The sequence below is a fragment of the Asanoa iriomotensis genome (assembly GCF_016862515.1).
Classification (GTDB): Bacteria; Actinomycetota; Actinomycetes; order Mycobacteriales; family Micromonosporaceae; genus Asanoa; species Asanoa iriomotensis.
The window spans coordinates 13,048-40,002 of sequence record NZ_BONC01000011.1 but is presented as its reverse complement, the minus strand read 5'-3'; the positions used below and the strand labels follow the sequence as shown (position 1 = coordinate 40,002).

28 protein-coding genes, 1 pseudogene and 1 riboswitch are annotated in these 26,955 nt (G+C 71.0%); of the genes and pseudogenes, 17 read left to right on the top strand and 12 right to left on the bottom strand.

The features are described from left to right. Positions 1-62 precede the first annotated feature (62 nt). The 3 genes from aceE (at position 63) to Air01nite_RS10320 (ending at position 4,255) form a co-directional block, all read left to right on the top strand. Positions 63-2,735 (top strand): pyruvate dehydrogenase (acetyl-transferring), homodimeric type, encoded by a 2,673-nt coding sequence (aceE, locus tag Air01nite_RS10330; RefSeq protein ID WP_203701772.1) that lies wholly within the window; start codon positions 63-65, stop codon positions 2,733-2,735. A gap of 132 nt (positions 2,736-2,867) precedes the next feature. Further along, positions 2,868-3,398 (top strand): SigE family RNA polymerase sigma factor, encoded by a 531-nt coding sequence (locus tag Air01nite_RS10325; RefSeq protein WP_203701771.1) that lies wholly within the window; start codon positions 2,868-2,870, stop codon positions 3,396-3,398. Beyond that, complete coding sequence (locus Air01nite_RS10320) at positions 3,395-4,255, top strand: hypothetical protein (protein WP_203701770.1); 861 nt, start codon at positions 3,395-3,397, stop codon at positions 4,253-4,255. The genes Air01nite_RS10325 and Air01nite_RS10320 overlap by 4 nt, the downstream gene beginning before the upstream one ends. Before the next feature lie 258 nt (positions 4,256-4,513). Here Air01nite_RS10320 and Air01nite_RS10315 read toward each other — a convergent pair whose 3' ends face one another. Next, entirely contained in the window at positions 4,514-5,515 is a 1,002-nt protein-coding gene (locus Air01nite_RS10315) for an SMP-30/gluconolactonase/LRE family protein (protein WP_239090634.1), read from the bottom strand. 361 nt (positions 5,516-5,876) lie between these two features. Here Air01nite_RS10315 and recO point away from each other — a divergent pair, with 361 nt between their 5' ends. The 3 genes from recO (at position 5,877) to Air01nite_RS10300 (ending at position 7,855) form a co-directional block, all read left to right on the top strand. After that, the gene (recO, locus tag Air01nite_RS10310; RefSeq protein ID WP_203701769.1) at positions 5,877-6,653 is read left to right on the top strand and encodes a DNA repair protein RecO; all 777 of its coding nucleotides are present in this window, start codon (positions 5,877-5,879) and stop codon (positions 6,651-6,653) included. Then, on the top strand, positions 6,650-7,480 hold the full coding sequence (locus tag Air01nite_RS10305) for an isoprenyl transferase (RefSeq protein ID WP_203701768.1): 831 nt from the start codon (positions 6,650-6,652) through the stop codon (positions 7,478-7,480). Before recO ends, Air01nite_RS10305 begins: the two co-directional genes overlap by 4 nt. A 180-nt stretch (positions 7,481-7,660) precedes the next feature. Continuing rightward, entirely contained in the window at positions 7,661-7,855 is a 195-nt protein-coding gene (locus Air01nite_RS10300; protein WP_203701767.1) for a hypothetical protein, read from the top strand. Between the two features lie 51 nt (positions 7,856-7,906). On the opposite strand, the gene Air01nite_RS10295 is transcribed toward Air01nite_RS10300, so the two are convergent. The 4 genes from Air01nite_RS10295 to Air01nite_RS10280 are packed head-to-tail and all read right to left on the bottom strand — an operon-like array spanning position 7,907 to position 11,312. Then, complete coding sequence (locus Air01nite_RS10295) at positions 7,907-8,524, bottom strand: GNAT family N-acetyltransferase (RefSeq protein WP_239090633.1); 618 nt, start codon at positions 8,522-8,524, stop codon at positions 7,907-7,909. 20 nt (positions 8,525-8,544) lie between these two features. Continuing rightward, on the bottom strand, positions 8,545-9,327 hold the full coding sequence (locus Air01nite_RS10290) for an energy-coupling factor transporter transmembrane component T family protein (RefSeq protein WP_203701867.1): 783 nt from the start codon (positions 9,325-9,327) through the stop codon (positions 8,545-8,547). A 14-nt stretch (positions 9,328-9,341) separates the two neighbouring features. Continuing rightward, the gene (locus Air01nite_RS10285; RefSeq protein WP_203701766.1) at positions 9,342-10,727 is read right to left on the bottom strand and encodes an ABC transporter ATP-binding protein; all 1,386 of its coding nucleotides are present in this window, start codon (positions 10,725-10,727) and stop codon (positions 9,342-9,344) included. Between the two features lie 3 nt (positions 10,728-10,730). After that, positions 10,731-11,312: an ECF transporter S component gene (locus Air01nite_RS10280; protein WP_203701765.1), complete on the bottom strand. Its 582-nt coding sequence runs from the start codon at positions 11,310-11,312 to the stop codon at positions 10,731-10,733. A 68-nt stretch (positions 11,313-11,380) separates the two neighbouring features. Further along, positions 11,381-11,485, bottom strand: a riboswitch (TPP riboswitch). 49 nt (positions 11,486-11,534) lie between these two features. Between Air01nite_RS10280 and Air01nite_RS10275 the strand changes: the two genes are divergently transcribed. From Air01nite_RS10275 to Air01nite_RS10265, 3 genes are read left to right on the top strand one after another with little or no spacing between them, the layout of a single operon-like run. Beyond that, entirely contained in the window at positions 11,535-12,359 is an 825-nt protein-coding gene (locus tag Air01nite_RS10275; protein WP_203701764.1) for an alpha/beta fold hydrolase, read from the top strand. Next, positions 12,356-13,168, top strand: a complete 813-nt coding sequence (locus Air01nite_RS10270) for an AAC(3) family N-acetyltransferase (protein ID WP_239090632.1) — start codon at positions 12,356-12,358, stop codon at positions 13,166-13,168. Before Air01nite_RS10275 ends, Air01nite_RS10270 begins: the two co-directional genes overlap by 4 nt. Further along, the gene (locus Air01nite_RS10265) at positions 13,169-13,819 is read left to right on the top strand and encodes a HEAT repeat domain-containing protein (RefSeq protein ID WP_203701763.1); all 651 of its coding nucleotides are present in this window, start codon (positions 13,169-13,171) and stop codon (positions 13,817-13,819) included. A gap of 7 nt (positions 13,820-13,826) precedes the next feature. Here Air01nite_RS10265 and Air01nite_RS10260 read toward each other — a convergent pair whose 3' ends face one another. Together Air01nite_RS10260 and Air01nite_RS10255 are read right to left on the bottom strand one after the other, a co-directional pair. Next, complete coding sequence (locus Air01nite_RS10260; protein WP_203701762.1) at positions 13,827-14,237, bottom strand: VOC family protein; 411 nt, start codon at positions 14,235-14,237, stop codon at positions 13,827-13,829. Then, complete coding sequence (locus Air01nite_RS10255) at positions 14,234-14,581, bottom strand: hypothetical protein (protein ID WP_203701761.1); 348 nt, start codon at positions 14,579-14,581, stop codon at positions 14,234-14,236. The genes Air01nite_RS10260 and Air01nite_RS10255 overlap by 4 nt, the downstream gene beginning before the upstream one ends. Positions 14,582-14,706: 125 nt before the next feature. On the opposite strand from Air01nite_RS10255, the gene Air01nite_RS10250 reads away from it, so the two are divergent. Then, the gene (locus Air01nite_RS10250) at positions 14,707-17,778 is read left to right on the top strand and encodes an AfsR/SARP family transcriptional regulator (protein WP_203701760.1); all 3,072 of its coding nucleotides are present in this window, start codon (positions 14,707-14,709) and stop codon (positions 17,776-17,778) included. A 2-nt stretch (positions 17,779-17,780) separates the two neighbouring features. Here Air01nite_RS10250 and Air01nite_RS10245 read toward each other — a convergent pair whose 3' ends face one another. Continuing rightward, entirely contained in the window at positions 17,781-18,521 is a 741-nt protein-coding gene (locus Air01nite_RS10245) for an ABC transporter permease (protein WP_203701759.1), read from the bottom strand. After that, positions 18,521-19,465, bottom strand: coding sequence for an ATP-binding cassette domain-containing protein (locus tag Air01nite_RS10240; RefSeq protein ID WP_203701758.1), 945 nt, complete (start codon positions 19,463-19,465; stop codon positions 18,521-18,523). Before Air01nite_RS10240 ends, Air01nite_RS10245 begins: the two co-directional genes overlap by 1 nt. A gap of 183 nt (positions 19,466-19,648) precedes the next feature. On the opposite strand from Air01nite_RS10240, the gene Air01nite_RS10235 reads away from it, so the two are divergent. The 3 genes from Air01nite_RS10235 to Air01nite_RS10225 are packed head-to-tail and all read left to right on the top strand — an operon-like array spanning position 19,649 to position 20,708. Then, entirely contained in the window at positions 19,649-20,011 is a 363-nt protein-coding gene (locus Air01nite_RS10235; RefSeq protein ID WP_203701757.1) for a DUF2089 domain-containing protein, read from the top strand. Then, on the top strand, positions 20,008-20,268 hold the full coding sequence (locus tag Air01nite_RS10230; protein WP_203701756.1) for a hypothetical protein: 261 nt from the start codon (positions 20,008-20,010) through the stop codon (positions 20,266-20,268). Before Air01nite_RS10235 ends, Air01nite_RS10230 begins: the two co-directional genes overlap by 4 nt. A 20-nt stretch (positions 20,269-20,288) precedes the next feature. After that, complete coding sequence (locus tag Air01nite_RS10225; protein WP_203701755.1) at positions 20,289-20,708, top strand: SHOCT-like domain-containing protein; 420 nt, start codon at positions 20,289-20,291, stop codon at positions 20,706-20,708. Between the two features lie 265 nt (positions 20,709-20,973). Here Air01nite_RS10225 and Air01nite_RS10220 read toward each other — a convergent pair whose 3' ends face one another. Beyond that, positions 20,974-21,801, bottom strand: coding sequence for a DUF305 domain-containing protein (locus Air01nite_RS10220; protein ID WP_239090645.1), 828 nt, complete (start codon positions 21,799-21,801; stop codon positions 20,974-20,976). A 133-nt stretch (positions 21,802-21,934) separates the two neighbouring features. Between Air01nite_RS10220 and Air01nite_RS10215 the strand changes: the two are divergent. The 4 genes and pseudogenes from Air01nite_RS10215 to Air01nite_RS10200 form a co-directional block, all read left to right on the top strand. Continuing rightward, a pseudogene (locus Air01nite_RS10215) lies at positions 21,935-23,317 on the top strand (LVIVD repeat-containing protein); the annotation flags it as partial. A gap of 372 nt (positions 23,318-23,689) precedes the next feature. After that, positions 23,690-24,139 (top strand): HIT family protein, encoded by a 450-nt coding sequence (locus Air01nite_RS10210; protein ID WP_203701752.1) that lies wholly within the window; start codon positions 23,690-23,692, stop codon positions 24,137-24,139. 99 nt (positions 24,140-24,238) lie between these two features. Further along, positions 24,239-24,778 (top strand): SigE family RNA polymerase sigma factor, encoded by a 540-nt coding sequence (locus Air01nite_RS10205; protein ID WP_203701751.1) that lies wholly within the window; start codon positions 24,239-24,241, stop codon positions 24,776-24,778. Next, on the top strand, positions 24,775-25,614 hold the full coding sequence (locus tag Air01nite_RS10200) for a hypothetical protein (protein ID WP_203701750.1): 840 nt from the start codon (positions 24,775-24,777) through the stop codon (positions 25,612-25,614). Before Air01nite_RS10205 ends, Air01nite_RS10200 begins: the two co-directional genes overlap by 4 nt. Here Air01nite_RS10200 and Air01nite_RS10195 read toward each other — a convergent pair. Further along, on the bottom strand, positions 25,611-26,591 hold the full coding sequence (locus tag Air01nite_RS10195; protein WP_239090631.1) for an NADPH:quinone reductase: 981 nt from the start codon (positions 26,589-26,591) through the stop codon (positions 25,611-25,613). The genes Air01nite_RS10200 and Air01nite_RS10195 overlap by 4 nt on opposite strands. Further along, positions 26,591-26,884 carry a hypothetical protein gene (locus Air01nite_RS10190; RefSeq protein ID WP_203701748.1) on the bottom strand — a complete coding sequence of 98 codons (294 nt, stop codon included), beginning with the start codon at positions 26,882-26,884 and terminating at the stop codon, positions 26,591-26,593. Before Air01nite_RS10190 ends, Air01nite_RS10195 begins: the two co-directional genes overlap by 1 nt. Positions 26,885-26,955 lie beyond the last annotated feature (71 nt).

Below are 26,955 nucleotides of genomic sequence, written 5' to 3'. Positions count from 1 at the left end.
CGATCATCGATCAGAGGGTTATAGTCCGAGGAGAGGTTGGAGCACCCAGAAGGTGGCGCAGGATGACCGATATCGGGCGAAAGCCGGCAAGCGCACTCGACCAGATCCCGGACCGGGACCCGGAGGAGACCGCCGAGTGGGCCGCCTCACTCGACGCCGTGCGGGAGGCCGCGGGGCCTGACCGGGCCGCCTTCCTGATGCGTCGCACGCTCGAACACGGCGCGCGCACCGGCCTGGGGCTGCCGCCGCTGCTGGAGACCGACTACGTCAACACCATCCCGACCGCCGACGAGCCGGAGTTCCCCGGCGACGCGGAGTTGGAGCGGCGGATCACCGCGTGGAACCGGTGGAACGCGGCCGCGATGGTGAGCCGGGGGAGCCGGCTCGGGCTCGGCGGGCACATCGCGACGTTCGCCTCGGCGGCCTGGCTCTACGAGACCGGCTTCCAGCACTTCTTCCGCGGCAAGGAGGGCGACGGGTCCGGCGACCAGCTCTACATCCAGGGCCACGCGTCGCCCGGCATCTACGCCCGCGCGTTCCTCGACGGGCGGCTCAGCGCCGACCAGCTCGACCGGTTCCGGCAGGAGGCCGGCGGTGACGGCCTGCCGTCGTACCCGCACCCGCGCCGGTTGCCGTGGCTCTGGGAGTTCGCGACGGTGTCGATGGGCCTGGGCCCGCTGTCGGCGATCTACCAGGCGCGGTTCAACCGGTACATGCAGCACCGCGGCATCAAGGACACGTCCGGCTCGCACGTGTGGGCGTTCCTCGGCGACGGCGAGATGGACGAGCCCGAGTCGACGGCGGCACTGGCCCTGGCCGGCCGCGAGGGCCTCGACAACCTCACCTTCGTGATCAACTGCAACCTGCAGCGCCTCGACGGCCCGGTGCGGGCCAACTTCAAGATCGTGCAGGAGCTGGAGGCCCAGTTCCGCGCGGCGGGCTGGAACGTGATCAAGTCGCTCTGGGGCTCGGCGTGGGACGAGCTGTTCGCGCTGGACACGACGGGTGCGCTGGTGCGCCGGCTCCGCGAGGTGCCGGACGGGCAGTTCCAGACGTATGCGGCCCGCGACGCCGCGTACATCCGCGAGCACTTCTTCGGCGCCGACCCTGCTCTGGTCTCGCTGGCCGCATCGCTGAGCGACGAGAAGATCGTCGAGTGCTTCCAGCACTCGCGGGCGGGTCACGAGCCGCGCAAGGTGTACGCGGCGTACCAGGCCGCCGTCTCGCATCGCGGCGCGCCGACCGTGATCCTGGTGCAGACGATCAAGGGCTACACGCTGGGTCCCGGCTTCGAGTCGCGGAACGCCAACCACCAGATGAAGAAGCTCACCGGTACGGAGTTCCGCGCGCTGCGTGACGTGCTGGGACTGCCCATTCCGGACAGTGCGCTTGCCGGCGACGTCATGCCGTACGCCCATCCCGGCCCCGACTCGCCCGAGGTGCGCTATCTGCTGTCGCGCCGCGCGGCCCTGGGCGGCCCGGCCCCCGCACGGGCGGTGCGCCCGGTGGCGCTGCCGGCGCCGTCAGCCAAGCCGTTCGAGGCGTTGGCGAAGGGCTCGGGCAACCAGGAGATCGCCACGACGATGGCGTTCGTACGGTTGGTCAAGGACCTGATGCGGGACCCGGAGACGGGCCGGCGGTGGGTGCCGATCGTGCCGGACGAGGCGCGTACGTTCGGGATGGAGTCGCTGTTTCCCTCGTCCGGCATCTATTCGCCGGTAGGGCAGACGTACGACCCGGTCGACCGCGACATGCTCCTCTACTACAAAGAGGCGACGAACGGGCAGATCCTCAACGAGGGCATCACGGAAGCGGGTTCGCTGGCGGACTTCACCGCTGCCGCGACGGCGTACGCGACGCACGGCGAACCGATGATCCCGTTCTACATCTTCTACGCGATGTTCGGCTGGCAGCGCACGGCTGACCAGTTGTGGGCGCTCGCGGACCAACTGGGCCGAGGCTTCCTGATCGGCGCGACAGCGGGCCGCACGACGATGACGGGCGAGGGCGTCCAACACGCGGACGGCCACTCACACCTGATCGCGTCGACGAACCCGGCGGCGGTCTCTTATGACCCGGCCTTCGCGTACGAGCTGGCGGTGATCGTCCAAGATGGACTGCGCCGGATGTACGGCCCGGACGCGGAAGACGTCTTCTACTACCTGACGGTCTACAACGAGCCGAAGATCCAGCCCGCGATGCCCGCCGGCGTTGAGGAGGGCATCGTCAAGGGCCTGTACCGGTTCCGCGCGGCGGACCCGGCGGCGGATGCCCCGGCCGTGCAGCTCCTGGCGTCGGGGACGGCGATCCACTGGGCGCTGGCGGCCCAGCGCCTCCTGGCCACGGACTGGGGCGTAGCGGCGCACGTCTGGTCGGCGACATCGTGGAGCGAACTACGCCGCGACGCCCTGTCCTGCGACGCGGCGGCGTTGAAAGGCGAGGAGCGGATCCCCTATGTGACGCGGGCGCTGGACGGCGCCCCGGGTCCGGTGGTCGCGGTGAGCGACTGGATGCGCGCGGTCCCGGACCAGATCGCCCAGTGGGTCTCGCAGGACTGGACGTCGATCGGCACGGACGGCTTCGGCCTCTCGGACACCCGCGAAGCGGCTCGCCGCCACTTCGGCGTGGACCCGCAGTCGGTGGTGGTCGCGGCCCTGGCCGCCCTGGCCCGCCGGGGCGACATCAAACCGGAGACAGTCCGCGAGGCCCGCGAACGCTACGGCCTCGACCGCTGACAGATCCTGACGAGACCTCCTCGAGCGACTCGATCCCGTCCCTGATGCCATTTCGGGTCGTTGCTCCGCTCGCGCAACCATCCGCGCCGCTGCCGTCGTAGTAGAGGCGACGGATGGAAGGCGAGGAGGCCTATGCGGGATGATGACGGATTCGATGAGTTCGTTCGAGGTAATGGTCACCGCCTGGTGCAGTTCGCCACTCTGCTGACTGGCGGCGATCGTTCGGCCGCCGACGATCTCGTTTCCGAGGGCCTTGCCCGCCTCTACGTCTCGTGGTCGCGGGTGCGCTCAGCTGACGCGTTCAGCTACGCGCGTCGGACGGTCGTCAACCTGCACACCGATTGGTGGCGCAGGCGCAGGCGGCGGCCGGAGGTTCCGACCGAGCGGTTGCCGGAGACGAGCATCGGCGGGCATGACGGCGACATCGCGAGTCGTGACAGCGTCACCCGAGCGTTACGCGAACTGACTCGCCGCGAACGCGGCGTCGTGGTGTTGCGGTATTTCGCCGACCTGACGGAGCAAGAGACGGCCCGCGAGCTCGGCATATCACTCGGAACGGTCAAGAGCACCAACGCGCGTGCGCTGGCCAAGCTGCGCGTTTCACCGGAGCTTGTGGACCCGTTCATGGCGAACATTACGAACTGCACGAGGGAGCGGAGATGAGAGACATCCAGGATCTGCGCCGCGCGCTTCACGAGGAGTCCGCCGTAGTCCCGAGCCACATCGACTTGGCGGCCGTTCGCCGGAGAGGCCACCACCTCCAGCGGCGACGACACGTTGTCACCGCGACGGCGCTGTTGGCGGCCGTCGCCCTGGCGGTTCCCGTCGCGTCCGCACTCATCGAGTCAGGGTCGACCGGTGGTCAGGTTGTGGCCAGCTCGCCGGGCGCGGGCCCGGATTTCCTCGGCGGGGGTGTCGAAACCGGTGCCGTCCTCCGCGCCACGGACGGCCGCGAATACGACATCGTCCTTGGCTTCTTGGGCACCCGCGACGACGCGATGTTCACCGTGGCGTTCCGCGATTCGGCCACCTCTTCGGTCGTTCCGTGGGACATGGTTAGCTTGCCCCGCGCACCGGACGGTGACATCGCCGGCAAGCGACCCGGTGACCCGAGCCATCGTTTCTACAGCGCCCAACTCCTTCTCGAACCGGGCCGACTGCTCGATCTGGGGATATTCAGCGGGCCCGCGCGAGGTATCACTGTCGCCTCGGAGGGAAAGACGTCCGACGCCACCGTCGCGGTGAACAGTGCGACCGGATGGACGCTGTTCTGGGTCGTGCGCGACGCGAAACCGCTGCCACCGGAGGCATACACGACTGAGCGTGGATACACCGGACCGGAGTCGATCACCGTCACGGCGTACGGCGCCGACGGCACTGCCGCGGGCACTGCCACCAGCAGCGGCGCCGCCCGCGCGGACCTGTCGCGGATCGGCGGTGGAGTGCAGAACCCGCGGGACCACGAGCCAGCAGACGACAACCCCGCACCTAACGCAAGCTTTGCCGCCACGCCTGATTAGGGCCTCCCTGTCCTGCCGATCAACGCGGCCTGCGACGGGCCCAGGTGCCGCCTGGCGGCGTCCCGGGATCACCGGTATCCCGGCAATCCCGGGGCCACCGGCTGCGACTTCGGCCCGGCTCACGTTGATCGGCAGGGCAGGCCCTGATCCGGACCGATTCGCCGACCTGGGTCGCCGCGCCCAGGCGACCGACAGCCGCGCCCCTGCCCGGATGCCGACGAGGCCCTCGCCGGCATCCGGGCACCTCCTTGACAGTGATCAGCGGGCTGGCGAAGCCAGCGGCACCACCGCGACGCCGGTCTCGGCCAAGCTGCCCAGGTAGAGGCTGCCCGCGTGTTCGCGGACCCCTGTCACCATGTGGAAGTCGCCCGCGTCCGTCTGCAGGTCCGCGACCACAGTGCCGGTCGGGTCGACGGCAATCACCCAGGTCGTGCGCGCCGGAGCCGGCTGCAGTGCCGTCGGCAACGCCCAGACCGCCCGCCGCAACACCGGCGAGCGCCGGTGCAGGCGGTCGAGCGCCGGGTTGCGCGGCGTCGCCAGCGCGATCCAGATGCGGCCGTCGCTCCCGGTCGACAGGTTGTCCGGGAATCCGGGCAGGTTGTCGACGAGGACGTCATGCTTCCCGGCGGACGGGCCCGAGAGCCACACCCGGCTGACCCGGTATGCGCCGGTCTCCGCGACCGCCACGAACGACTCGTCGGCTGCCAGCGCGACCCCGTTGGCGAACTGCAACCCGGACAGGACGACCGAGACCGCACCGCTCGCGTCGCGGCGGAGGAGTCGGCCCGTGCCCGTGTGCTCCAGGATGTCGGCCCGCCAATGGTCGAGACCGTGCCGCTGCGACGAGTCGCTGAAGTAGATCGTGCCGTCCCGGGCAACCGCCGCGTTGTCACACAGCCGGAAACCGGAAGCCAGCACCTCGACCGCGCCGGAGCCGGGGTCGATCCGCAGCAGCCCCCGGTAGGCGTCGCTGACGACAAGGTCACCGTCGAGCGTCACCTCGACACCCAACGGCCGCCCGCCCGTCTCGGCGACCACCGCCACCGGGCCTCCCGACACCGACAGCCGCAGGATCCGCCCGTCCTCGACCCCCGTGTAGAGGCGGCCGTCAGGGTGCACCGCGACGTCCTCCGGGCCCACCGCGTCGACCGGCAGGACGGCCGGCGCCGGCATCGGCGGGTCGCTGGAACGTTGGCGGGCCCGGGCCGGCGCAGCCGGTGGTCGCCATACGACCGGGTCGATGCGGGGACGGCGCGTCATGGACAGACACGCTAGCCCGACAGATCGACCGATGTCACCGGCGGACCTGGCGCCCGGCGGGAGTGCCTGCGTCAACCCCTGCTGTTGGTCCTGGATGCCGCGGACCGTCCGGCCTCGCCCGACGTTGGTAAATCACTGCTGCTCCAGCAGCAATCGATTACCAGGATCCGCCGACCGACCTCGTTCGCGGACGCGAACGGCGTTGCAGCCGTTGGCAGCGTCCTGTCTCATACGGACCGGCCGTGGACCTGGGGTCCGGCGGGAGCGACGGTCCGGACCACCGCGGGCCCGGGACCGCATGATTTTGATCTTCATAACACCCGCCGCGACAGGTCGGTGAAACAGGGACCACAATTGGCGGGTGCCGGGCTATCGCCGTCAGCTCTACCGCGACGACGCGGTGGTGCTGCGTGTGCAGAAGCTGGGCGAATCCGACCGGATCATCACGCTGCTCAGCCGCCGGCACGGTCGGCTGCGGGCCGTGGCCCGCGGTGTGCGGCGGACCACCTCGCGGTTCGGGGCCCGGCTCGAGCCGTTCGGGCACGTCGACCTGCAGATCGCCGGCGACCCCAACGGCGGCGGCGGCCTGCACACCGTCAGTCAGGTCGAGGCCGTCCAGCTCTACGGCAAGCGGTTCCTCGACGACTACCCCCGCTACACGGCCGCCAGCGCGATCGCCGAGACCGCCGAGCGGCTCACCCCGGTCGAGCGGGAGCCCTCGTTGCGGTTGTTCCTGCTCACACTCGGTGCGATTCGGGCGCTGGCCGCGCGGGAGCATGCCGGGACGCTGGTGCTCGATGCCTACCTGCTGCGTGGCATGGGGCTGGCGGGCTGGGCGCCGGCGTTGGCGGAATGTGCGGTTTGTGGCACTCGCGGCCTGCACAAGGCGTTCTCCGTGCCCGCCGGTGGGGCGGTTTGTCCGAACTGTCGACCGCCGGGTGCCGCTCACCCCGCCCCCGCGACGCTTGATCTGATGATCGCCCTCTCGTCCGGTAACTGGCACGTCGCCGACGCGGCCGACGCGGGCGTGCGCCGCGAGTGCAGCGGGCTGGTCGCCGCACACCTGCAGTGGCACCTCGAGCGCGGGTTACGCTCGCTGCCGCTGGTCGATCGCACGACGGGGGACGAACCGAAATGATCAGGTCACGCCTGGCCGCGCGCCGCGAGGTGCGCCCGCCGACGCCGCACGTCACGGGCGCCCGGCCGCCGAAGCTCCCCGAGGGCAGCCTGCCCAAGCACGTCGCGATCGTCATGGACGGCAACGGCCGCTGGGCCAAGGAGCGCGGCCTGCCCCGCACCGCCGGCCACGAGCGTGGCGAGTACTCGCTCTTCGACACCATCGAGGGCGCGATCGAGATCGGGATTCCCTACCTGACCGCGTACGCGTTCTCGACCGAGAACTGGCGCCGCTCGCCGGAAGAGGTCCGGTTCCTGATGGGCTTCAACCGCGACGTCATCCGGCGCCGGCGGGACCAGCTCGTCGACCTCGGCGTGCGGGTCGTCTGGTCCGGTCGGGCCGGGCGGCTCTGGAAGAGCGTGATCTCGGAGCTGCAGACCGCGGAGGAGATGTCCCGCGGCAACTCGAAGCTGACGCTCCAGTTCTGCGTCAACTACGGCGGCCAGGCGGAGATCGCCGACGCCGCGGCCGCGATCGCCCGCGACGCCATGGCCGGCAAGGTCGACCCCGACCGCATCTCCGAGAAGACGATCCAGCGCTACCTCTACCACCCCGAGGTGCCCGAGGTGGACATGTTCCTGCGGCCCTCGGGCGAGCAGCGCACCTCGAACTTCATGCTCTGGCAGTCCGCGTACGCGGAGCTGGTCTTCCTCGACACCCTCTGGCCCGACTTCGACCGGCGCCACCTGTGGTACGCGTGCGAGCTGTTCGCCAAGCGCGACCGGCGCTTCGGCGGGGCGATCCCGAACCCGATCGCGCCGCCGCCCGCCGCCCCGGAAACGGCCTAGCGCACCACGGCGGCGGCGGTGTACCGTCGTCGCATGCGTTACTGATGCCCTCAGGGATTTCTGTGTGCCGGTCTGCCGCTTCGTCGGCAGTCTTCGAGCGCCCGGGGCGTCATTCCTACCTTCTTTCGCGCACGCCGCCGGGCATCCGTCTGTTCTCCACCTCTTCGCGGAGGCCTTCGCATGCCTGCACCTGACAAGTTCACCGTCGATCTGTCCAACGTGGAGCTGCCCGACCTCGACCTCGGCGGCAACCGCGAGGCGCGGCGGGGCAAGTCCTCGTCGCACCGCGGCCACGACCGCGCCACGCCGTCCACAAAGGGCGGTCGCGGCAAGCCGGCGGCGCAGCCCAAGCGCTACGCCTTCCGGCGGGCCTAGGAGTAAGGAACGGACCGTTGTTAACGCTATGCGTTAACAACGGTCCGTTCCTTACAAGCGGGGCCAGGGGTGGCGCAGGTCGAGCGCGTAGAAAACCTTGTCGTAGCGGAGATGCCCGACCGCGACGAAGTCGACCAGCCGCCCGTACTCGTTGAAGCCGAGCGTGCGATAGAGCGTCAGCGCACGCTCGTTGTCGCCGCGCGCGTCGAGGGTGAGCACCTCGATGCCGGCCTTGCGCGCGCTCGCCACCAACCCCTCGGTCAGCGCCCGGCCGATCCCGCGACCCTGGTGCCCGGCCGCGACCGCGACCCGCTCCAGATCGGCGTGCGGCCGGTGGGTCTGCCGCTGGTAGCGACGCCAGTAGCCGAGCCCGGCGAGCACGCTGCCGTCGGGGAGCGGCTTGGGCGGGTCGAATCCCACCGCCGCCGGGATGTCGTCACCGGACGCGTAGGCGACCAGCAGCGCCGCCTCGGCCGTCGCCGCGCCCTCGACCAACTCGGTCAGCAAGTCGCGGACCTCGCTCTGGGCGGGCGGAAGCGCCCAACCCAGCGCCGCTCCGGAGGAGACCAGGTCCTGCAGGATCCGGTGCGCGGGCGGCGCGAGCGCGTCGACCGCCGTCGGATCGGTCACTTCGGCCAGTCGTACGCCCATCGTCCACCGCCTCGTCACGCACGCGTCGGTGGGTGACATTAGCCGAGAACGGGCCGGAACGTATCCGTGGCGATGCTCACCGTGAGGATCGCTCCCGTGAGCAGGACCGCGCCGAGCACGAACACCCAGTCGGCGCGGGTGAAGCGTTGCTCACGGGCGTGCGTACGCGACACGCCGCTGTCGAAGCCCCGCGCGTCCATCGCGGTCGCCAGCCGGGTGCCGCGCCGGATCGCGCCGACCAGCAGGGCGAACAGCGTCGAGGCGAACAGCCGCGCCGCCGCCACCGGGTTGCCGCCGGCGTCTATGCCGCGCGCCCGCCGGGCCATCCGCAGCGCCTGCCACTCCTGCCCGAGCAGTGGCACGAGCCGGAACGCGGCGAGGGTGCCGATCGCGAACCGGGCGGGCGCCTTGGCGTTCTGCACGAGCGCGTCGGCCAGGTCGGTCGGATCCGTGGTGGTGAACACCATGATGCCGGGCAGCGCGAGCGCGACGAGCCGCAGCGCGAGCCCGAGCGCGACGGCCAGCACGCCCGTGGTCACGTCGAGCGGGCCGAGCCCGAACACCGTCTCGCCGCCGCGGTCGGCTCCGAACAGGATGGTGGTCAGCACGACGCCGAACACCGACAGCAGCAGCGGCCACCCTCGGCGCAGCAGGGTGCGGTAGCGGACACCGAACAGCGGCAACAGGACCAACTCGGCCGCGATCGCGAGCGCCGGGGTCAACGGGTCCAATGTGAACAGGATGCCGACCGCGAAGACCGTTGCGGCAACCAGTTTGGCGACGGGGTTGCGGCGGGCCAGCGGCGCGGTCGACCGCTGCATCACGGCGGCGATCGTCACAGCGCCAACCTCCGATCGGCCAGCGCGTCGACGAAGGCCGGGTCGTGGGTCACCGCGAGCACGCCGTGCCCTTCGTCGCGCAGGTCGGACAGCAGGGCGACCAGCTCGATCCAGGTGCGCCGGTCCTGCCCGAAGGTCGGCTCGTCGAGCAGCAGCAGGCGCGGTGCCGCGGCCAGCGCCGTCGCGACACTCAGCCGCCGCGCCTCACCACCGGAGAGGGTGTACGGGTTGGCCCGCGCGAGATGGTCGAGGTGCAGCCGGGCCAGCAACTCGTCGACGACCCGCGGCGACCGCCCGCCGACCTCCAGCTCGCCGCGGACCGTCGAGGCGACGAACTGGTGCTCCGGGTCCTGGAACACCGAGCCGATCCGGGCCGTCAGGTCGGCGGCGCGCCAGCGGTGCGGTGGGCGGGCGGCGTCGGCGCCGGCCAGCACCGACGACGCCACGACCCGGCCGGCGGTGGGCTTGAGCAGGCCGCCGAGCAGCAGGGCCAGCGTGGACTTGCCGGCGCCGTTGGGGCCGAGCACGGCGAGCGCCTCGCCGGTGCGCACCGACAGGTCCGTCGGCGCCAGCCGTGGTGCCAGCGCCACCCGGTCGGCGGTGACGAGCACCTCGCCCGGTGGCGCGGCGGCCCGGCGGGGCGGGGGCAGCGGCTGCCCGGGCACCCAGATCCCGTCGTCCGCGAGCGCTTTGCCCAGTGTGCCGAACACCTGGTCCGGGGAGCCGTCCGCGCGGACGCCGCCGCCGGGCGCGAGCACGACGACCCGGTCGACGAACGGCACGACCTCGTCGAGCCGGTGCTCGACCATGATGACCGTGGTGTCCCGGGACAGCGCCCGGCGCAGCGAACCGCGGACCAACGCGGCGCCCGCCGGGTCGAGGTTGGCGGTCGGCTCGTCGAGCAGCAGCAGGTCGGGCCGCAGCGCGAGCGCGCCGGCCAGCGCCAGCCGCTGTTGCTCGCCGCCGGAGAGCGCGTGGGTGTCGCGGTCGAGCGGATGGGCGAGGCCGACCGCTTCGAGCGCCTCGGCGACCCGCGGCCAGATCTCCTCGCGCGGCACGCCGCGGTTCTCCAGACCGAACGCCACGTCGTCGCCGACCCGGGACATGACGAGCTGGGTCGCCGGGTCCTGGAACACGATGCCGACCCGCTCGCGTGCCTTGCGGGTGTCGAGCCCGTCGATCTCCGCGACGCCCTCCCGCTCGCCGGAGTCGTCGGCGAGCAGGCCGGCCAGCGCGGCGAGCAGGGTGCTCTTGCCCGCGCCGGAGGGGCCGAGCAGCAGCACCCGCTCGCCCCGCTCCACGCGCAGGTCGACCCCGCGTACCGCCCACGCCTTGCGGCCGGCGTGCCGCCAGCCGAAGCCGCGGAGTTCGACGGCGCTCAACGCTCAGACCGCCGCGCGTTCGCGGCCGGCCGGGAACCGGTCGAGGGCGCCGGTGTTGACCAGCGCCCGGGTCAGCGCCCACCCGCCGAACCCGGCGATGACCACCGAACTGGCCGCGGTGATCGCGAGGTACGGGATGCCGAAGCTGGCCCAGGAGTTGCCGGGGTACCAGTAGATGACGTCGTAGAGCGCGGCCACCAGCCCGGCAACCCCACCGGCCAGCGCGACCACCGGGAGCCGGTAGACCCGGTAGGCGAACAGCGCGAAGACCAACTCGGCGCCGAGCCCTTCGAGCGGCCCCTGCAACACGAGGGTCCAGCCCCAGGCTGTGCCGAACGCGACCGAGACCAGCGCCGCGACCGTCTCGGTGAACAGCGCCGCGCCGGGCTTGCGGATGACCAGCGCGCCGAGCACGGCCGGCAACAGCCAGATGCCGTAGAGCAGCGTGCGCGCCGGCAGGGGGATCGCGTCGGCGGGCCCGTTGTAGAGGAGGCCCCAGGCCCAGAAGACGACGCCGAAGGCGACGCCCAGGACGGCGGCGACGACGATGTCGACCGTACGCCAGCGGTTGTCGGTGTTGCTCATGGCGAGTGACCTCCCAGTTCGGTGAACCAGGAGAAGACGCACGCCATGTCCTGGGCGGACATGGCGCGGCTGGAGAAAGACCGAGCTCCCTGCGCTGGCATTACCCAGATCAGGTTCGAGGGTCTGCGGATTGGCCCGCACTCTCAGCGCTGTGCGCTCCCCTGTCGGATGTGAAGTTGTCTCTGCAGGCTAACACCGGTCCCGGGCGGTACGCTCGCGCGCATGCGGATCGAGGTGCGGGGGCTGACGTTCGAGGTCACCGAAGGGGGTCCGCCCGGCGGGCCGGTGGTGATCCTGCTGCACGGTTTCCCGACGAACCGGCAGCTCTGGGCGGGCGTGACGCCGTTCCTGAACGCGGCCGGGCTGCGGACGTACGCGATCGACCAGCGGGGCTACTCGCCGGGCGCGCGGCCGAGCGGGGTCGACGCGTACCGGGCGGAAGAGTGCGTTCTGGACGCGGTCGCGTTCGTCGACGAGCTCGCCGGCGGGCGCGCGGACGTCGTCGGCCACGACTTCGGCTCGCTGGTCTCGTGGCAGCTCGCGGCTTCGCACCCGGAGCGGGTGCGTTCGCTGACGGCGGTCTCGGTGCCGCACCCGGCGGCGTTCGCGCACGCCCTGTCGACCGACCCGGACCAGCAGCGCAGATCGTCCTACTTCGAGCTGTTCCGCACGGTCGGCAAGGCCGAGCACGTCCTGTCCCGCGACGGCGGTGCCGGGTTGCGCAAGGTGCTCGACGGGGTCGGTTCACGGATCGAGGTGTACGCGGCGCCGCTGCTCGAGCCGGGGGCGTTGACGGCGACCCTCAACTGGTACCGGGCCATGGTGTTCAAGGACCTCGTGAAGGTGGGTCCGGTGACGCGGCCGACGACCTACGTGTGGGGCGACCGGGACGTGGCGGTGGGGGCGCTCGCGGCGGCGGCGACCGCTGACCACGTGACCGGCGACTACCGCTTCCTGCCGCTGCCGGGCGTCGACCACTGGGTCACGGACGCGCAGCCGGAGGTGCTCGCCCAGGCGATCCTGGCGCGGATCGCGGAGGCGTCGTGAGCAACCACCCGTCGGAGGCGGACGCGCGGCTGCCGCACACGCGCGCGTCGTTGGCCGCGGACCTGCTGGCGCTCGGTGTGCGCCCGGGCTCGACGCTGCTGGTGCACGCGTCGCTGAAGCCGGTCGGCTACATCGCGGGCGGCCCGCACGCGCTGGTGCTGGCGTTGCGGGACGCGCTGGGCCCGGACGGCACGCTGGTGGTGCCGACGCACACCCCGGACAATTCGGACCCGGCTGTGTGGCAGGCGCCGCCCGTACCCGCGGAATGGTGGCCGGTCATCCGGGACAACATGCCGGGCTTCGACCCGGCGGTGACGCCGAGCCGCTGGATGGGCGCCATGGCCGAGGTGGTCCGCACGTGGCCGGGCGCGCAACGCAGCGACCACCCGCAGGTGTCGTTCGCGGCACTGGGCCGACTGGCGACGGAGGTGGTCTACGGCCAGCCGCGCTCCGGGATGCTGGGCCCGGACTCGCCGCTGGGCAAGATCTACGGCCTGGACGGCGACGTGCTGCTGCTCGGGGTCGGCCACGACTCGAACACGTCGCTGCACCTGGCGGAGTACCGCCAGCCGTCGGCGCCGAACGCCCGCCTGGGCGCCGCGGTCCAGACCGCGGACGGCGACCGGGAATGGGTCTGGTGGGAGGACGTCGACCTGGACGAGGGCGACTTCGAGCTGCTGGGCACGGACTTCGAGGCAACCGGCGCGGCCCGGGTCGGCCGGGTCGGCGGGGCACTGTCCCGGCTGATGTCCCAGCGGGCGGCGGTCGACTTCGCGGAGCGCTGGATGGCCGAGAACCGCAAGCCGTAGATGGCGGAGTTCGTGCACGTCACCACGGCGGCCACGGCGCGACGCGTCGCGCGCTCGGGCATCGCGGCACGCAGCCACGGCCGGGCCGGCGGGCGCGGCGTGTACTGCATGCCGGTGCTGCCGTCGTACACGCTCACCCACCAGTGGGTCCGCGAGCTGCGACGCTGGAAGCCGGGAGTGCTGGTCGCGGTCCGGTTGCGGCTGCCGGACGACGAGCCGGTGACGGTGGGCCACTACCGCGCCGCACCCGACGAGGTGGTCGCCGCGGAGGCCGTGGCCCGGATCCGCGGCGTCGCCGACCCGCGCGGCTACGAGGTCTTCGTGCCACGGGCGATCCGGCCCGGCGAGGTGCGGGGGATCCGCGCCGTCCCGCAGGGAGTGGGTTGGCGTTACTTCCCGGACGCCCACGGCCGGCGCCCGTGCCCATGCCCGTCGTGCATGACGCGAGGCGACGTCAAGGTGGCCAGACTGCGCCGGCGGTTCCCACACGATCCGCCACCCCGACCGAAGGCCGAGCTGATGGGCGAACTGCGGGCAGCCGCCACCGCGGACGAGATCGTCGACGTGCTCGGCCAACGCCGGCGGGGCGGTGCGGAGGAACTGGCTGCGCGCCCGAATCCTCGCGGAGGAGCAGCGGAATGCGATCGCTGACCGGCGCTCAGCCGCCCAGGTCTGACTCGCTCATGCCATCGGAGTGCCCCGGCGGCCACTGAACCAGCTCGATGCGGTTGCCGTCGGGGTCGGTGACCCACGCGGTCAGGAACTCCGCCGTGCCGTCCGGCGAGGACGGTTCCTCGACCGAGATGCCCCGCGCGGCCAGCGCCTCGACGGCGCCGGCCATCGACTCGACCCGAACGACGAAGTGGTTGAGCCGGTTGCCGGCCGGCGGTCGAGCCGGGTCGTGCACCAACTCGATGGCCACGAACTCGTCGCCGGGCAACCGAATCATCGTCAGACTCCCGAACGGAGTCTCGGCCACACTCCCCAACACCCGATATCCCAACCCGGTGTAGAACGCGAGCGACCGCTCGAGATCGGCGACCCGCAACCCGAAGTGCAGCGTCCTCATCGCTCCGCCTCCTCGTCAAAGGGCTCGTCACTCCACCGCCACCACGCTTCATCCCCGTCAACGTGGAGAAGAAACTCGGGAACATCCTCCCCGTCCGGATACCGCAACATCACGGCGTTCCGAACCACGTCATAAGCACGCTCCCAAGACTCGACATCTTCGTCGATGCCACCGAGCAGCCGCAGCTCCTCGGCAAAGAGCGGCCGCAACGCCGCGAACCCGTCGCACGCATCAACGCGGGCGTTCAACCACGGGAAATCGCCACCGTTCACCACGAGATCAGCGACCTTCTCGCCGCCGTCCCGCCGGTGCAACGTCCAAACATCGCCGTCATCCACAGCCACGACGAAACCCTAGGCCCGCCGCCGCAGTCTCCAAGGCGCCGTTGTCGACTGGAGCTGAGGAAGCGGAACCGGTCGTGGGACGACGGCCAACCAACCAACGCGACCACCCGTGGCAGGATAAGTGAGTGCAGGTCGCGATGCTTGGGTCGTTCGAGGTGCGCACGAACGACGGCATCCCGGCCGACGTCTCGGGCGCCCGTCTCCGCGCGCTGCTGATCGCCCTCGCGCTCGAACCCGGCCGCCCGGTTTCCAAGGCCGCCCTGGTCGACTGGATCTGGGGCGAGAACCCACCCGCCGACGCCGCCAACGCCCTCCAGCGGCTCGCCTCCAGGCTCCGCAAGGCCCTCCCGCCCGGCGCGGTCGAAGGGCAGACCGGCGGCTACCGGCTCACGATCGACCCCGACGACGTCGACGCCCTCCGGTTCGAGCGGCTCATCGCCAAGGCTCGCCAGGAAGACACGAGAGCACGGGCGAGCCTGCTGCGTGACGCCCTCAGCCTCTGGCGCGGCGCCGCCATGCAGGACGTCGAGCTCACCGACAGTGAAGCCTTCGACGCCGCCGTGACACGGCTCGAAGGCCTAAGGCTCACCGCCATGGAGGACAGGTTCGAGGCCGAGGTCACCCTAGGCAACGGCCCAGACGTCCTCGCCGAGCTCACCGACGCCGTCGCCGCACACCCCCTGCGCGAGCCCCTCGTCGCCGCCCTCATCCGTGCCTTGGCCGCCGCCGGCCGCGACTCCGATGCCCTCATGACCTACGAGCGCAGCAGAGAAGCCCTCGCCGACGCCCTCGGCGTCGATCCCTCACCGGAGCTGGCGGCCCTGCACGTAGCACTCCTGCGCGGCGAGTTGGGCGCCCGCCGCCAGGAGGGTCGCAAGACCAACGTCAGGGAAGAGCTCACCAGCTTCGTCGGCCGCGACGCCGACGTCGCCGAGGTCAGGAAGCTCGTCGCCGACCATCGACTGACCACCCTCATCGGTCCCGGCGGGTCCGGCAAGACCAGGCTCGCGACGGAGACCGCCCGTACCCTCGTCGCCGATCTTCCGGATGGGGTCTGGCTGGTCGAGCTCGCACCCACCGAAGGTGACATCGCGCAGGCGACCCTCGCCGCCCTCGGGTTGAGGGACGCCCTGCTCGGCGCCGGCCCCAGTGCCGAGCCCACCGACGCCCTGATCGCCGCGATCCGGGACCGTGAGGCCCTCCTCATCCTCGACAACTGCGAGCACGTGATCGACGCCGCGGCCCGCTTCGCCGAGCGGGTGCTGGGCGAATGCCGCCGCCTGCGGATCCTGGCGACCAGCCGGGAGCCGCTCGGCATCACCGGCGAGGCCCTCTGGCAGGTCGAGCCGTTGGACGTCGAGACCACGGCCGTCCGGCTGCTGCGCGACCGGGCCGGCGCCGTGCGCAAGGAGCTGGGCGACGACGAGCAGACCATGGTGCGGGTCTGCCGCGCCCTCGACGGTATGCCGCTCGCGATCGAGCTGGCCGCCGCCCGCCTGCGCACCATGACGATCGACCAGCTCGCCAACCGCCTCGATGACCGCTTCCGCCTGCTGACCAGCGGCAGCCGCACCGCCCTGCCGCGCCACAAGACGTTGCGCGCCGTCGTCGACTGGAGCTGGGAGCTGCTCACCGACGAAGAGAAATCCGTCCTGCGCCGGCTCTCCGTGTTCTCCGGCGGCGCCAGCCTGGAGGCGGCCGAAGCGGTCTGCGGCGGCGAGCAGTGCGAGCAACACCTCACCTCGCTCGCCGAGAAGTCGCTGCTCGTCACCGGGGGTGACGGTCGCTACCGGATGATCAGCACCATCAAGGAGTACGCCGCGGACCGGCTCGCCGAAGCGGGGGAGTCGGAGCAGGCGGCCCGGGCGCACCTCGATTACGTCGTCCAGCTCACCGAGACCGCGGAGCCGCACCTGCGCCGCGCCGAGCAGTTGGCCTGGCTCGAAACCCTCGAAGCCGAACACGACAACATCAGCGCCGCCATGCGGGGTGCGATCGCCGCCGGTGACGCCCAATCGGCGATGCGGCTGGCCGGCGCCGCCGGCTGGTACTGGTGGCTCGGCGGGCGCCGGGCCGAAGGCATCGAGCTGATGCTCGCGGCCACGAAGGTCCCCGGTGAGGTGACCGACGAGGTGCGGGCCATGGCGTACGGCATGGTCGTGCTCTTCGTGACCTCCGGCCGCGGCGACGAGCACCTGGGCGCGGAGTGGATCCACAAAGCACACCAGTTCAGCCAGCAGTCCGCGCACCGCAACCCCTTGCTGCGCCTGGTCGACGCCCTGGAACGCCTGCTGCGCGAGCCGGCCGCCGCGGTCACCGCGTTCGAGTCGGTGCTGGACAACGAAGATCCGTGGGTACGCGCACTCGCCCGCTTCCAGACCGGCAAGATGCGCATCATGCTCGGCCAGGCGGGCCCGGAGGCCGAAAACAACCTGGAGCAGGCGCTCGCCGAGTTCCGTACCCTCGGCGAACGGTTCGGCATGTCCATCGTCCTGTCCGAGCTGGGCGGCCAGCTCGCCCTGCGCGGTGATCTCGCCGGGGCGGTCGAGCGCTACGAGCAGGCGGTCACGGTCGTCACCGAGGTCGGCGCCGTCGAGGACGTCATCCGGCTGCGGACCCAGCAGGCCCTGCTCCACTGGCTGCTCGGCGACCGGGACGCCAGCGCCGCCGCCATCGCCGAGGCGGAGCTGCGCGCCGAAGGGGTCACCTGGCCGCACGCCCTGCTCGAGCTGGCGCTGGCCAAGGCGGAGCTCGCACGCTGGGTCGGAGAGGTCGCCGAGGCGCGCCACCAGCTCGGCATCGCGACCGCCCTGCTCGGTGACGAAGCCCAGGAGGCGCACATCCGGGCCGGCATCCACGACATGCTGGGCTACCTGGCCGACGACCTCCGCGAGGCGCGTTCCCACCGGCTGGCGGCGTGGCAGGCGGCGTCCGAGGCGGGCTACGCACCCATGATCGCCCAGGCGCTGGTCGGCGTCGCGGACTTCGCGGTCCGGCACGACCACTACGAGCAGGCGGCCCGGCTGCTCGCGGCCAGCCTCGGCGTGCGCGGGCTGCCGGACCGCGGCAACCCCGACGCGACCAGGATCGAGCGGGACGCGCGGCGACACCTCGGCGAGGAACGGTTCGCCGAGGTGTCGCAGGAGGGTGCGGGTTCGAGTCCGGCCCAGTTGGTCGAGGCGGCGCTCGCCAACTGAGGTCAGGCGCGCTTCTTGAAGGTGGACAGGGCCCAGACGTAGCCGACCAGGGCGATGCCGGCGCTCCAGGCGATGGCCGCGATCGCGTCCCCGCCTGACGGCGTGCCGTTCAGCAGCCCGCGCAGGGTTTCGATGATCGGTGTGAACGGCTGGTAGTCGGCGAACTGCCGCACGCCGGCCGCCATCGTCTCGGCGGGGACGATCGCGCTGCTCAGGAACGGGAGCATCACCAGCGGCACGGAGATCAGACCGGCGGATTCCGGCGTCTTGGCGGCCAGGCCGAGGGCGACGGTGAACCAGCTGGTGGCGAAGGTGACCAGGACGACCAGGCCGATCACGCCGAGCCAGTCGGGGAAGCTCGCGGCCGGCCGGAACCCCATGATCAGCGCGACGCCGACGAGGACCGCGATCGCGATCAGCGAGCGGAGCACGCTGGCGGCGACGTGGGCCGACAGGACCGCGCTGCGGGAGATGTCCATGACCTTGAACCGGTTGATGATGCCCTTGGTCATGTCGGAGTTGACCGCCAGCGCCGTCCCGGACAGGCCGTAGCAGATCGTCAGGATGATCATTCCGGGGGTGATGTAGTCGACGTAGTCGCCGGCGATGTCGAACGCGCCGCCGATGACGTAGACGAACATCAGCATGAGCACGATGGGGAACAGCACGCCGTTGAAGATCGCGACGGGGTTCCGGAGGGTGTGCTTGAAGTTGCGACCGAGCATGGTCGTGGCACTGCTCATCACGCGTTCACCTTTTCGCTGGTGCGGCCGGTCAGGGCGAGGAAGACGTCGTCGAGGTCCGGCGTGTGCACCGAGAACTCCTCGACCTCGATGGAATGGGCGTCGAGCTGGGCGAGCAGGGTGCGCACCGACTTCGCGCCGCCGTCGCTGGGGACCCGCAGCACGAGGTCGTCCTCGGCGTCGGTGGTGGTGCCGGTCAGGATCCGCCGCGCGGCCTCGATCTCGGCGTCGCCGGCGAACCGGAGCCGGACGTGGCTGCCGCCGATCTGGCTCTTGAGCTCGGCCGGGGTGCCCTGTGCGACGATCGTGCCCTGGTCGAGCACCGCGATCCGGTCGGCGAGCCGGTCGGCCTCGTCCAGGTACTGCGTGGTCAGGAAGATGGTCACGCCGTCGGTGACGAGCTGGCGGATGATCTCCCACATCGTCCGGCGGCTGCGCGGGTCGAGGCCGGTCGTGGGCTCGTCGAGGAAGATGATGCTGGGCCTGCCGACCAGGGTCATCGCCAGGTCCAGCTTGCGGCGCATGCCGCCGGAGTACGTGGCCGCCATCTTGTCCGCCGACCCGGTGAGGTCGAACCGCTCCAGCAGGTCGGCGACGACCCGCTTGCCCTCGTCGCCGCGCAGGCCCTTGAGGTCGGTCATCAGTTTGAGGTTCTCGCGCCCGGTGAGCAGGTCGTCGACCGCGGCGAACTGGCCGGTGACCCCGATCGCCGCCCGGACGGCCTTGGTGTCGGTCGCCACGTCGTGACCCGCGACGCGTACCGTGCCCGCATCGGCCTTCATCAACGTGGTCAGCACGTTGACCGTCGTCGTCTTGCCGGCACCGTTGGGGCCGAGCAGCGAGAAGATCGTCCCCGCGGCCACCTCGAGGTCGATCCCGTCGAGGACGATCTTGTCCTGGTACGCCTTCCGCAGCCCCGTGGCCGCGATCGCTGAGCTTGTCATGCGCCTACTGTCGGCGGCCCGGCCGCCACCGCCCTGACACGCTGCTGACACGACCCCTGTCACGTACCCAGATCAGGGTCTTTGAAGATCGAATTAAGAAAATCAAGGTTTGAGCATTGACAGCTTGAAAAACTGAAGATACAAATGAATCGTGAGTACGTCGCTGAGAGTAGGGAGACGACGGTGGACTGGCAGGAGCTGACGGACCTGACCCGCGGGCAGCCGTTCGTGGTCGAGCGGGTCCGGCTCGCCGGCAGCGGCGTCGCGGTCGAGGGTTCGTTCGAGCCGCCGCAACTGGCCGCGCTCGGCGTCGACGACCAGGTGTTCGTCGCCGCGTTCGTGCGGTCGCACGGCTCGATCAAGGAGATGGAGCGGATCTTCGGGGTGAGCTACCCGACGATCAAGGCCCGGCTCAACCGCATCGCCGAGCAGCTCGACTTCGTCGACACCGACCCGGCGCCCACGGGTGCCGACGTGGTCGACCGCCTGCGGCGTGGGGAGATCAGCGTCGACGAGGCGCTGGAGGAGCTGGGGAGGACCCGATGATCCCGCAACTGGTGACCGTGCGCAGTCGCCGCCGCAACGGCCGTTGGCTCCGGCTCTACGTGCCGGTCCTGCCGGTGCTGCTGGTGCTGTCGCCGGTGCTGCTGCTCGCGATGGTGGCCGGGCTCGTCGCCTGCGTCGTCTTCCGGATCAGTCCGGTCGGCGCGCTGCGCGGCACCGGGTCGGTGCTGGGCGCGCTGCGCGGCACCCGGATCGAGATCGAGCAGGGCCGCACGGCCGTGCTGGTAAGCGTCAGATGAGTCAGACGGGGAGAGCAACGATGAACGAACAGCGCCGCCAGATCCTGCAGATGCTGGCCGAGGGCAAGATCACGGCGGACGAGGCCGAGCGGCTGATCGACGCCGTCACCCGGGAGCAACCCGAGACGCCGCCGGGCCCGAAGCCGCGGCCCAAATACCTGCGCGTGGTGGTGAGCTCCACCGACAACTTCGGCGGCGACGGCCCGGGTCGGGTCAACGTCCGGGTGCCCATCCAGCTGCTGCGCGCCGGCGTGCGGCTCACGAGCCTGATCCCGCCGCAGGCGCTCGCCCACGCCAACGCCGAGCTGGCCCGCTCCGGCGTGCCGATCGACCTCACCCAGCTCAAGCCGCAGCACATCGAGGAGCTCGTCGAGCACCTCGACGACATCACGGTCGACGTCGACCAGCCCGACGCCAAGGTCCAGGTCTTCTGCGAGTGACCGCCGCCGGCTCGCCGCTCGGACCACGGGGCCGGGCGGCGAGCCGGTTTCGGCGATGCGCACCTCGTCGCACGCCGCCGGCCAGGGTGTCGTCAACATCGGGACAGGTCCGGTTCGCTGGCGACCCGCGTCGCCTCAGGACCGTCCACAGTGAAGTCCGCCCACTGCCGCTCGGTGTCAGCGAGGTGTTGCTGCGTTGCCGTTGCGGCGGCTCCAGCAGGTGCGGGTCCGTCGCGCGGACGGCTGCCAGGACAGCGGCCGGGGCCTACTTCGTGGCGAGCGCCTCCCGCATCCGGTTGATCTCGGCCTGCTGCTCGACGACGACGTCGCTGGCCATCTCGTTGACGATGACGTCGGCGCCGAGCCCCAGAACCTCGTCGGCCATGTCGATGGCGCCCTGGTGATGCGCGGTCATCATGTCGACGAACATCCGGTCGAACTCGGCACCGCCGGCGGCGGTCAGCCGGTTCAGCGCCTCGGCCGACTGCATGCCGGACATGGGGTGCTGGTGGCCACCGCCGGAGTTCCGGTTGAGGCCGCGGTCCGCCAGCCAGGTCTCCATCGTCTTGATCTCGGGCTCCTGGGCGGCCAGGATCCGATCGGCGATGAGCTTGAGCTTCGGATTCTCGCCGTGGTCCGCCACCAGCTTGGCCATCACGAGTGCCTGCTCATGGTGCGGGATCATCATCGTGACGAAGCGGACGTCGGCGTCGTTGTGCGGCTGGCGGGGAATCGGCGACACCTCGTTCGCCTGGGCCGTCTTCGCCGGCTCGCCGGGGCGGCCGGGCATCAGCACCGGCGCGGTGGAGTCCGGCAGCCCTGGCAGGTCGAGGGACTCCGGCGCGGCCGCGTTCGTCGCCGTTTTCGGATCGCCGTCGGGCCACCAGATGGCCACCGCGACGCCAGCGGCCAGCACCGCGAGGATCGCCAGTTCGATCAACACAATCGCCCGCGAACGCCCGAAAAGGGCACGGATCCGTACGCCTAACACAACTCGACTCCCGCCGTCGTCCCGGAGGCTGGCCGGGATGTTAACGCGGGCATGAGCTGCGACGGGAGGGGCGGGCTCCGCGAAATGACCCAGTGACCCCACCTGCGGCAATTTGTGCCGCCAAGATACCGCTCTAGTTGCTGAACCGTTACCGCCGGCAGGGAGATTTGTGACCCCTATCGCAGGTTATCGTCCCGCTACTCAGCTCAGCTCCCTGAACGAAGGGTGTCGCTACATGTCCGAATCCACCCCACGAGGGTCACGACGGCTGCGGGCTTTCAGCCTGGCCGCCGCGGGCGCCCTGCTACTCACTGCCGTGGCTGCGTCGCCGGCGAGCGGTGCCGAGAACACCATTCCCGGCGTCGACGAGATCGCCAGCAGCCCCAACCTCCAGCAGCTCGCCAACGTACCGAAGGTCGGTTCGTTCAACACCGAGGCGGCGCTCAACTCGGACCTGGCGTTCCAGGGGAACTACGTCTTCTCCGGCAACTACAACGGGTTCACCACGCTCGATGTCAGCAACCCGGCCTCGCCGCAGGTCGTCAGCCAGGTGATCTGCCCCGGTTCGCAGGGCGACCCGTCGGTCTTCGGTGACCTGCTGGTCTTCGCGGTCGACTCGGTGCGCAGCGACGACTCGTGCAACAGCACGAGCGGATCCTCGTCCCAGGAAAGCTCCTGGGAGGGCATCCGGATCTTCGACATCAGCGACAAGGCGAACCCGCGGTACATCAAGTCGGTCCGCACCGACTGCGGCTCGCACACCCAGACGCTGGTGCCGAGCAAGGACGGCAAGAGCGTCTACGTCTACATCCAGTCGTACAGCCCGTCCAGCACGGCGTTCTACTGCAAGACGCCGCACGACAAGATCTCGATCATCAAGGTGCCGCTGGACGACCCCACCGGCGCCGCTGTGGTGGCAACCCCGGTCCTCTTCCCGGGTACCGCCGGCAACACCAACACCAGCGGTTGCCACGACATCACCGTTTACCCGGAGCTGGACCTGGCCGCCGGCGCCTGCATGGGTGACGGCGTCCTGATGGACATCTCCGACCCGGAGAACCCGGTGATCATCAGCCAGGTCCGGGACACGAACTTCGCGTTCTGGCACTCGGCGACCTTCAACAACGCCGGCACCAAGGTCGTCTTCACCGACGAGCTCGGCGGCGGCAGCGGCGCGATCTGCTCCGGCAACCACCGGCCCAACCAGGGCGCCGACGCGATCTACGACATCGTCGGCTCCGGTGCCGACCGCGAGCTGGTCTTCCGGAGCTACTTCAAGATCCCGCGGCTGAACACCACTCGGGAGAACTGCGTCGCGCACAACGGCTCGCTGATCCCGGCGATGGGCCGCGACATCATGGTCCAGGCGTGGTACCAGGGCGGCGTCTCGGTCTGGGACTTCACCGACTCGTCGAACCCGGTCGAGATCGCCTTCTGGGAGCGGGGCCCGCTCTCGGACACCCGCAACATCACCGGTGGGGCGTGGTCGACGTACTACCACAATGGATACATCTACTCGAACGACATCCAGAAGGGCTTCGACGTCCTCAAGCTGGACGACCCGCGTACCAACAACGCGCGGGCCGTGGCGTTCGATGAGCTGAACGTGCAGACCCAGCCCAGCTACCCGGCCTGCACCACCGTGCTGACCGACCGGCAGAACGGCGGGCTCGACATCACGTCCGGCATCACCTGCCTGGACGGGGCGACCGTCAACGGGGCGACCAAGGTCGCGCCGGGTGCCGGTCTGATCGCCTTCAACTCGACCCTCAACGGCGGGGTCACCGCGACCGACGCCTCCGTGGTGTCGATCGTGGAGAGCAGGGTCAACGGCGGGGTGGACGCCATCGGCGCCACCGTGCGGGACAGCAAGGTCAACGGATCGGTCAGGACGAGCTGACTCGTCAGGCTCACTGGCTAGAAGAAGCTTCGGCCCGGCGGATTTCCGCCGGGCCGGAGCCCTTTCCACCGCACCCGCTAATGTCCGCCCATGGTCTGCCACTCGTGCCGCAACAACCAGCAATCGGTGCTGCCGCCGCGCGAGCTCGTCTGCGGTGACGAGCACTGGCGGGTCGCCCACGCCTTCGACGCGGCCCTGTCGGGTTGGTTGGTGTTGGTGCCGCGCCGCCACGTGACGTCGATCGCTGACCTGACGGACGCCGAAGCGGCCACCCTGGGCACGTGGCAGGTTCGCCTCTCCCGGGCGCTACGAGCGGTGACGGGGTGCGTGAAGACCTACGTGGTGCAATTCGCGGAGAAGGACGGCTTCGCCCACGTGCACTTCCACGTGGTGCCGCGCATGCCGGACCTACCGCACGACCGCCGCGGACCAGGCATCTTCGCGTACCTCGGCGCACCCGAAGCCCGGCGCGTGACCGAACAACACCAGGACGCCCTGGCCACCGCACTCCGCGCCCACCTCGACCTCGGACCCTCGTGATCTGTCTTCTGGGCGCCGAGTAGCGCGGTTCCAGGGAACCCGTTGGGCGGTCCGTTACGTGTCTAGCCATGACCGAGGCTGGAAGGGGCGGCCGAGCTGATGGCATTCGCGTGGCGGGGTGGTCGGCATGACGTCGACGAGGAGTTCGTCGCTTACTACGCGGCGCGGGCCAGGAGCCTGCGCAACACCGCGTACCTGTTGTGTGGCGACTGGCATCTCGCCGAGGATCTGACCCAGATCACGTTCACCAACCTCTACCGGGCCTGGCACCGGATCCAGCGGCACGACGTGCTCGACCAGTACGCCCGCCGGGTGCTGTTGCGGGCGTTCCTCGACGAGCGGCGGCGGCCCTGGCGCCGCGAGCTGGCCACCACGCCGGGCAGTTCCACATTGGACAGCGTTGCGACCGACGAACCCGGTGCGCCGGACGAGCGGAAGCTGCTCGACACCGCACTGGCGCGGCTTTCGCCGCGGCACCGGGCCGTGCTCGTGCTGCGGTTCTGGGACGACCTGTCGGTCGAGCAGGTCGCCGACATCCTGCGGTGCTCCACCGGCACCGTCAAAAGCCAGACATCCCGCGGCCTGGTCGCGCTGCGCGCCCTGCTCGGCGCCGAACTCACCTCTGGAGGACAACCGTGAACGAGGTACGGGAGATCTGCGAGCGCATGCTGGACACGCCGCCACCGCCGTTGCGCGACAGCGGAGACGTGCTCGCCGCCGCCCGCCGTTCGGTGCGGCGACGCCGCCAGGCCACCGCGGCCTCCGCGGGCGCCCTAACCGTCGTCGCCGTCGCGGTGACCCTGACGTTGCAGGGCGGGTCGGCCGTGCCGGCGCCACCCGTGGCTGCGCCGGCGCCCACGACCGTCGCGCCGCCGCCGGCCACCAAGGCGCAGCCACAGCACACGCCGCGCGCCCGGGCCGCCGGCACCCACGCGACGCAGCTACGGCGCCAACTGTTGGCGACCGTCCCCGCGGGCTACGCGACGAGGGACTTCCCGGTCAACTACGACACGGACTTCGACCCCACCGCGGTGCTGCCGAACCGCGCGGTCCCGGCGCCGGAGAACGGCATCATGAGCGTCGCGTTCGCCGGCATCCTGCTGAGCGACTCCCGCGGCCGCGAAGGGCTGCTGAGCGCCAACATCTGGGCCACAGCGAGCCCCGACCTGCTCGCCGGGGGGTGCGCCGCCGAGCCGCCCTCGACACACTGCGAGGTGCGCACCGTCGACGGCGTCCGCGTCACTCTGACCACCTGGCAGGACGGGTCCGGCCGCCACATCAGCGCCAGCCGGCCGCTCGACGGCGGCGCGCTCGTCGTCGCGGCCGCGCAGGGCCTGCGCTCCGACGAGACACAGGCACCGCTGGACGGGACGCGCGGCAACAGCCGCATCAAGCCGTCCCTGACCACCCTGCCCTTCACCATGGACCAGATCGCCGCCCTGGCCGCCAACCCGGCGATGCTGCAGTTCCCCTAGACGTCCAGCACGACGCGGCCGCGGCTCGCGCTGTGTTCCGTGAGTTCATGGGCCTGGGCGATCTCCGACAGCGGCAGCCGCGCCGCGATCGGATAGCGGAGGTCGCCCGCCACCAGGGCCGCCGTCAGATCGCCGGCGGCGGCCTCGTTGGCCGACTCCGGGAAGTCGTCGTTGCTCAGGAAGTGCACCGTGATGTTCTTGAAGGCCAGCGACCAGTACGGCACGGTCGGATCCGAATCCTGTGTGGCGTACGTCGCGATCACGCCGCCGTACCCCAGGATCTCCAGGTTCGTCGCCATGTTCGCGTCGAACGCCAACTCCGCGACCCGGTCCACCGGCTCACCGCCCGCCGCGTCGAGGATTCGCTCCGCCACGTCGCCGCGGGTCGTGTCGACCGCGGCGTGTGCGCCCGCGGCCCGGGCCGCGTCGACCTGGTCCGTGCCCCGCACCGTCGCGATCACGGTCGCGCCGCCCCGGCGGGCCACCGCCACCGCGGCCCGGCCCACGGCACCGAGGGCCCCGGTGACCACCACCCGTTGACCGGCCACCGGCCCGTCGGCGAAGACCGCCCGGTGGCCCGTGATGCCCGGGATGCCGAGGCCCGCCGCCTGCTCGTCCGGCACGCCCGCCGGCAGGGGCACCGCGTGGTGCGCCGGCACGACGGTGTACTCCGCGGCGGTGCCGAACGGGCGGTACGACTGGGCCAGGTAGACCCAGACCCGTTCCCCGACGCGTGACTTGTGGACGCCCGGCCCGACCGCGTCGATCGTCCCCACGCCGTCGCCGTGCGGGATGACCCGCGGGAACGGCATCGTCGAACCCCACCAGCCCTGGCGCTTGCCCAGGTCGCCGACGTGGATGCCGGAGACCGACACCCGCACGCGGACCTCGCCCTCGCCCGGCGTCGGGTCGGGCAGTTCGCCGACCTGGAGTACCTCGCGCGGCGGACCCTGCCGGTCGTACCAGGCCGCCCGCATCACGGACCCGCGATGTCGGTGGTCGTGCCCTCCTCGGAGCTGATCAACTCGTCGATCAGCTCGAAGAACGCCTGGATGCCGGGCCGGTCGCCGCCGCGGCGCCGGGACTCGGCGAAGTCCTCGGGCGTGCGCCAGTAGACGATGTCCAGCCACTCGTCCTCGCCCACGCGGATGAGGCGCGCGCCGAGGAAGCCGGTGCGGTCGCTCTCGAAGTCACGCAGCATGGCCGGCCGTGCGGCGAGCAGGGCGTCGGCGCGGGCCGCCCGGAAGCGGGTGAGCTCAACGGTGGTCATAACTCGACTTTCTCCGTAATCCAGCCGTGGTAAGGGCAAAACTGGGTGGTTCACGCCACAATCGTTGGCGA

Bases quoted from the DNA above. Each gene is read 5' to 3' on its own strand.
- aceE (WP_203701772.1), top strand. From the start codon at position 63: ATGACCGATATCGGGCGAAAGCCGGCAAGCGCACTCGACCAGATCCCG.
- Air01nite_RS10325 (WP_203701771.1), top strand. From the start codon at position 2,868: ATGCGGGATGATGACGGATTCGATGAGTTCGTTCGAGGTAATGGTCAC.
- Air01nite_RS10320 (WP_203701770.1), top strand. From the start codon at position 3,395: ATGAGAGACATCCAGGATCTGCGCCGCGCGCTTCACGAGGAGTCCGCC.
- Air01nite_RS10315 (WP_239090634.1), bottom strand. From the start codon at position 5,515: ATGACGCGCCGTCCCCGCATCGACCCGGTCGTATGGCGACCACCGGCT.
- Air01nite_RS10305 (WP_203701768.1), top strand. From the start codon at position 6,650: ATGATCAGGTCACGCCTGGCCGCGCGCCGCGAGGTGCGCCCGCCGACG.
- Air01nite_RS10300 (WP_203701767.1), top strand. From the start codon at position 7,661: ATGCCTGCACCTGACAAGTTCACCGTCGATCTGTCCAACGTGGAGCTG.
- Air01nite_RS10290 (WP_203701867.1), bottom strand. From the start codon at position 9,327: ATGCAGCGGTCGACCGCGCCGCTGGCCCGCCGCAACCCCGTCGCCAAA.
- Air01nite_RS10280 (WP_203701765.1), bottom strand. From the start codon at position 11,312: ATGAGCAACACCGACAACCGCTGGCGTACGGTCGACATCGTCGTCGCC.
- Air01nite_RS10275 (WP_203701764.1), top strand. From the start codon at position 11,535: ATGCGGATCGAGGTGCGGGGGCTGACGTTCGAGGTCACCGAAGGGGGT.
- Air01nite_RS10265 (WP_203701763.1), top strand. From the start codon at position 13,169: ATGGCGGAGTTCGTGCACGTCACCACGGCGGCCACGGCGCGACGCGTC.
- Air01nite_RS10260 (WP_203701762.1), bottom strand. From the start codon at position 14,237: ATGAGGACGCTGCACTTCGGGTTGCGGGTCGCCGATCTCGAGCGGTCG.
- Air01nite_RS10245 (WP_203701759.1), bottom strand. From the start codon at position 18,521: ATGAGCAGTGCCACGACCATGCTCGGTCGCAACTTCAAGCACACCCTC.
- Air01nite_RS10240 (WP_203701758.1), bottom strand. From the start codon at position 19,465: ATGACAAGCTCAGCGATCGCGGCCACGGGGCTGCGGAAGGCGTACCAG.
- Air01nite_RS10230 (WP_203701756.1), top strand. From the start codon at position 20,008: ATGATCCCGCAACTGGTGACCGTGCGCAGTCGCCGCCGCAACGGCCGT.
- Air01nite_RS10225 (WP_203701755.1), top strand. From the start codon at position 20,289: ATGAACGAACAGCGCCGCCAGATCCTGCAGATGCTGGCCGAGGGCAAG.
- Air01nite_RS10210 (WP_203701752.1), top strand. From the start codon at position 23,690: ATGGTCTGCCACTCGTGCCGCAACAACCAGCAATCGGTGCTGCCGCCG.
- Air01nite_RS10205 (WP_203701751.1), top strand. From the start codon at position 24,239: ATGGCATTCGCGTGGCGGGGTGGTCGGCATGACGTCGACGAGGAGTTC.
- Air01nite_RS10195 (WP_239090631.1), bottom strand. From the start codon at position 26,591: ATGCGGGCGGCCTGGTACGACCGGCAGGGTCCGCCGCGCGAGGTACTC.
- Air01nite_RS10190 (WP_203701748.1), bottom strand. From the start codon at position 26,884: ATGACCACCGTTGAGCTCACCCGCTTCCGGGCGGCCCGCGCCGACGCC.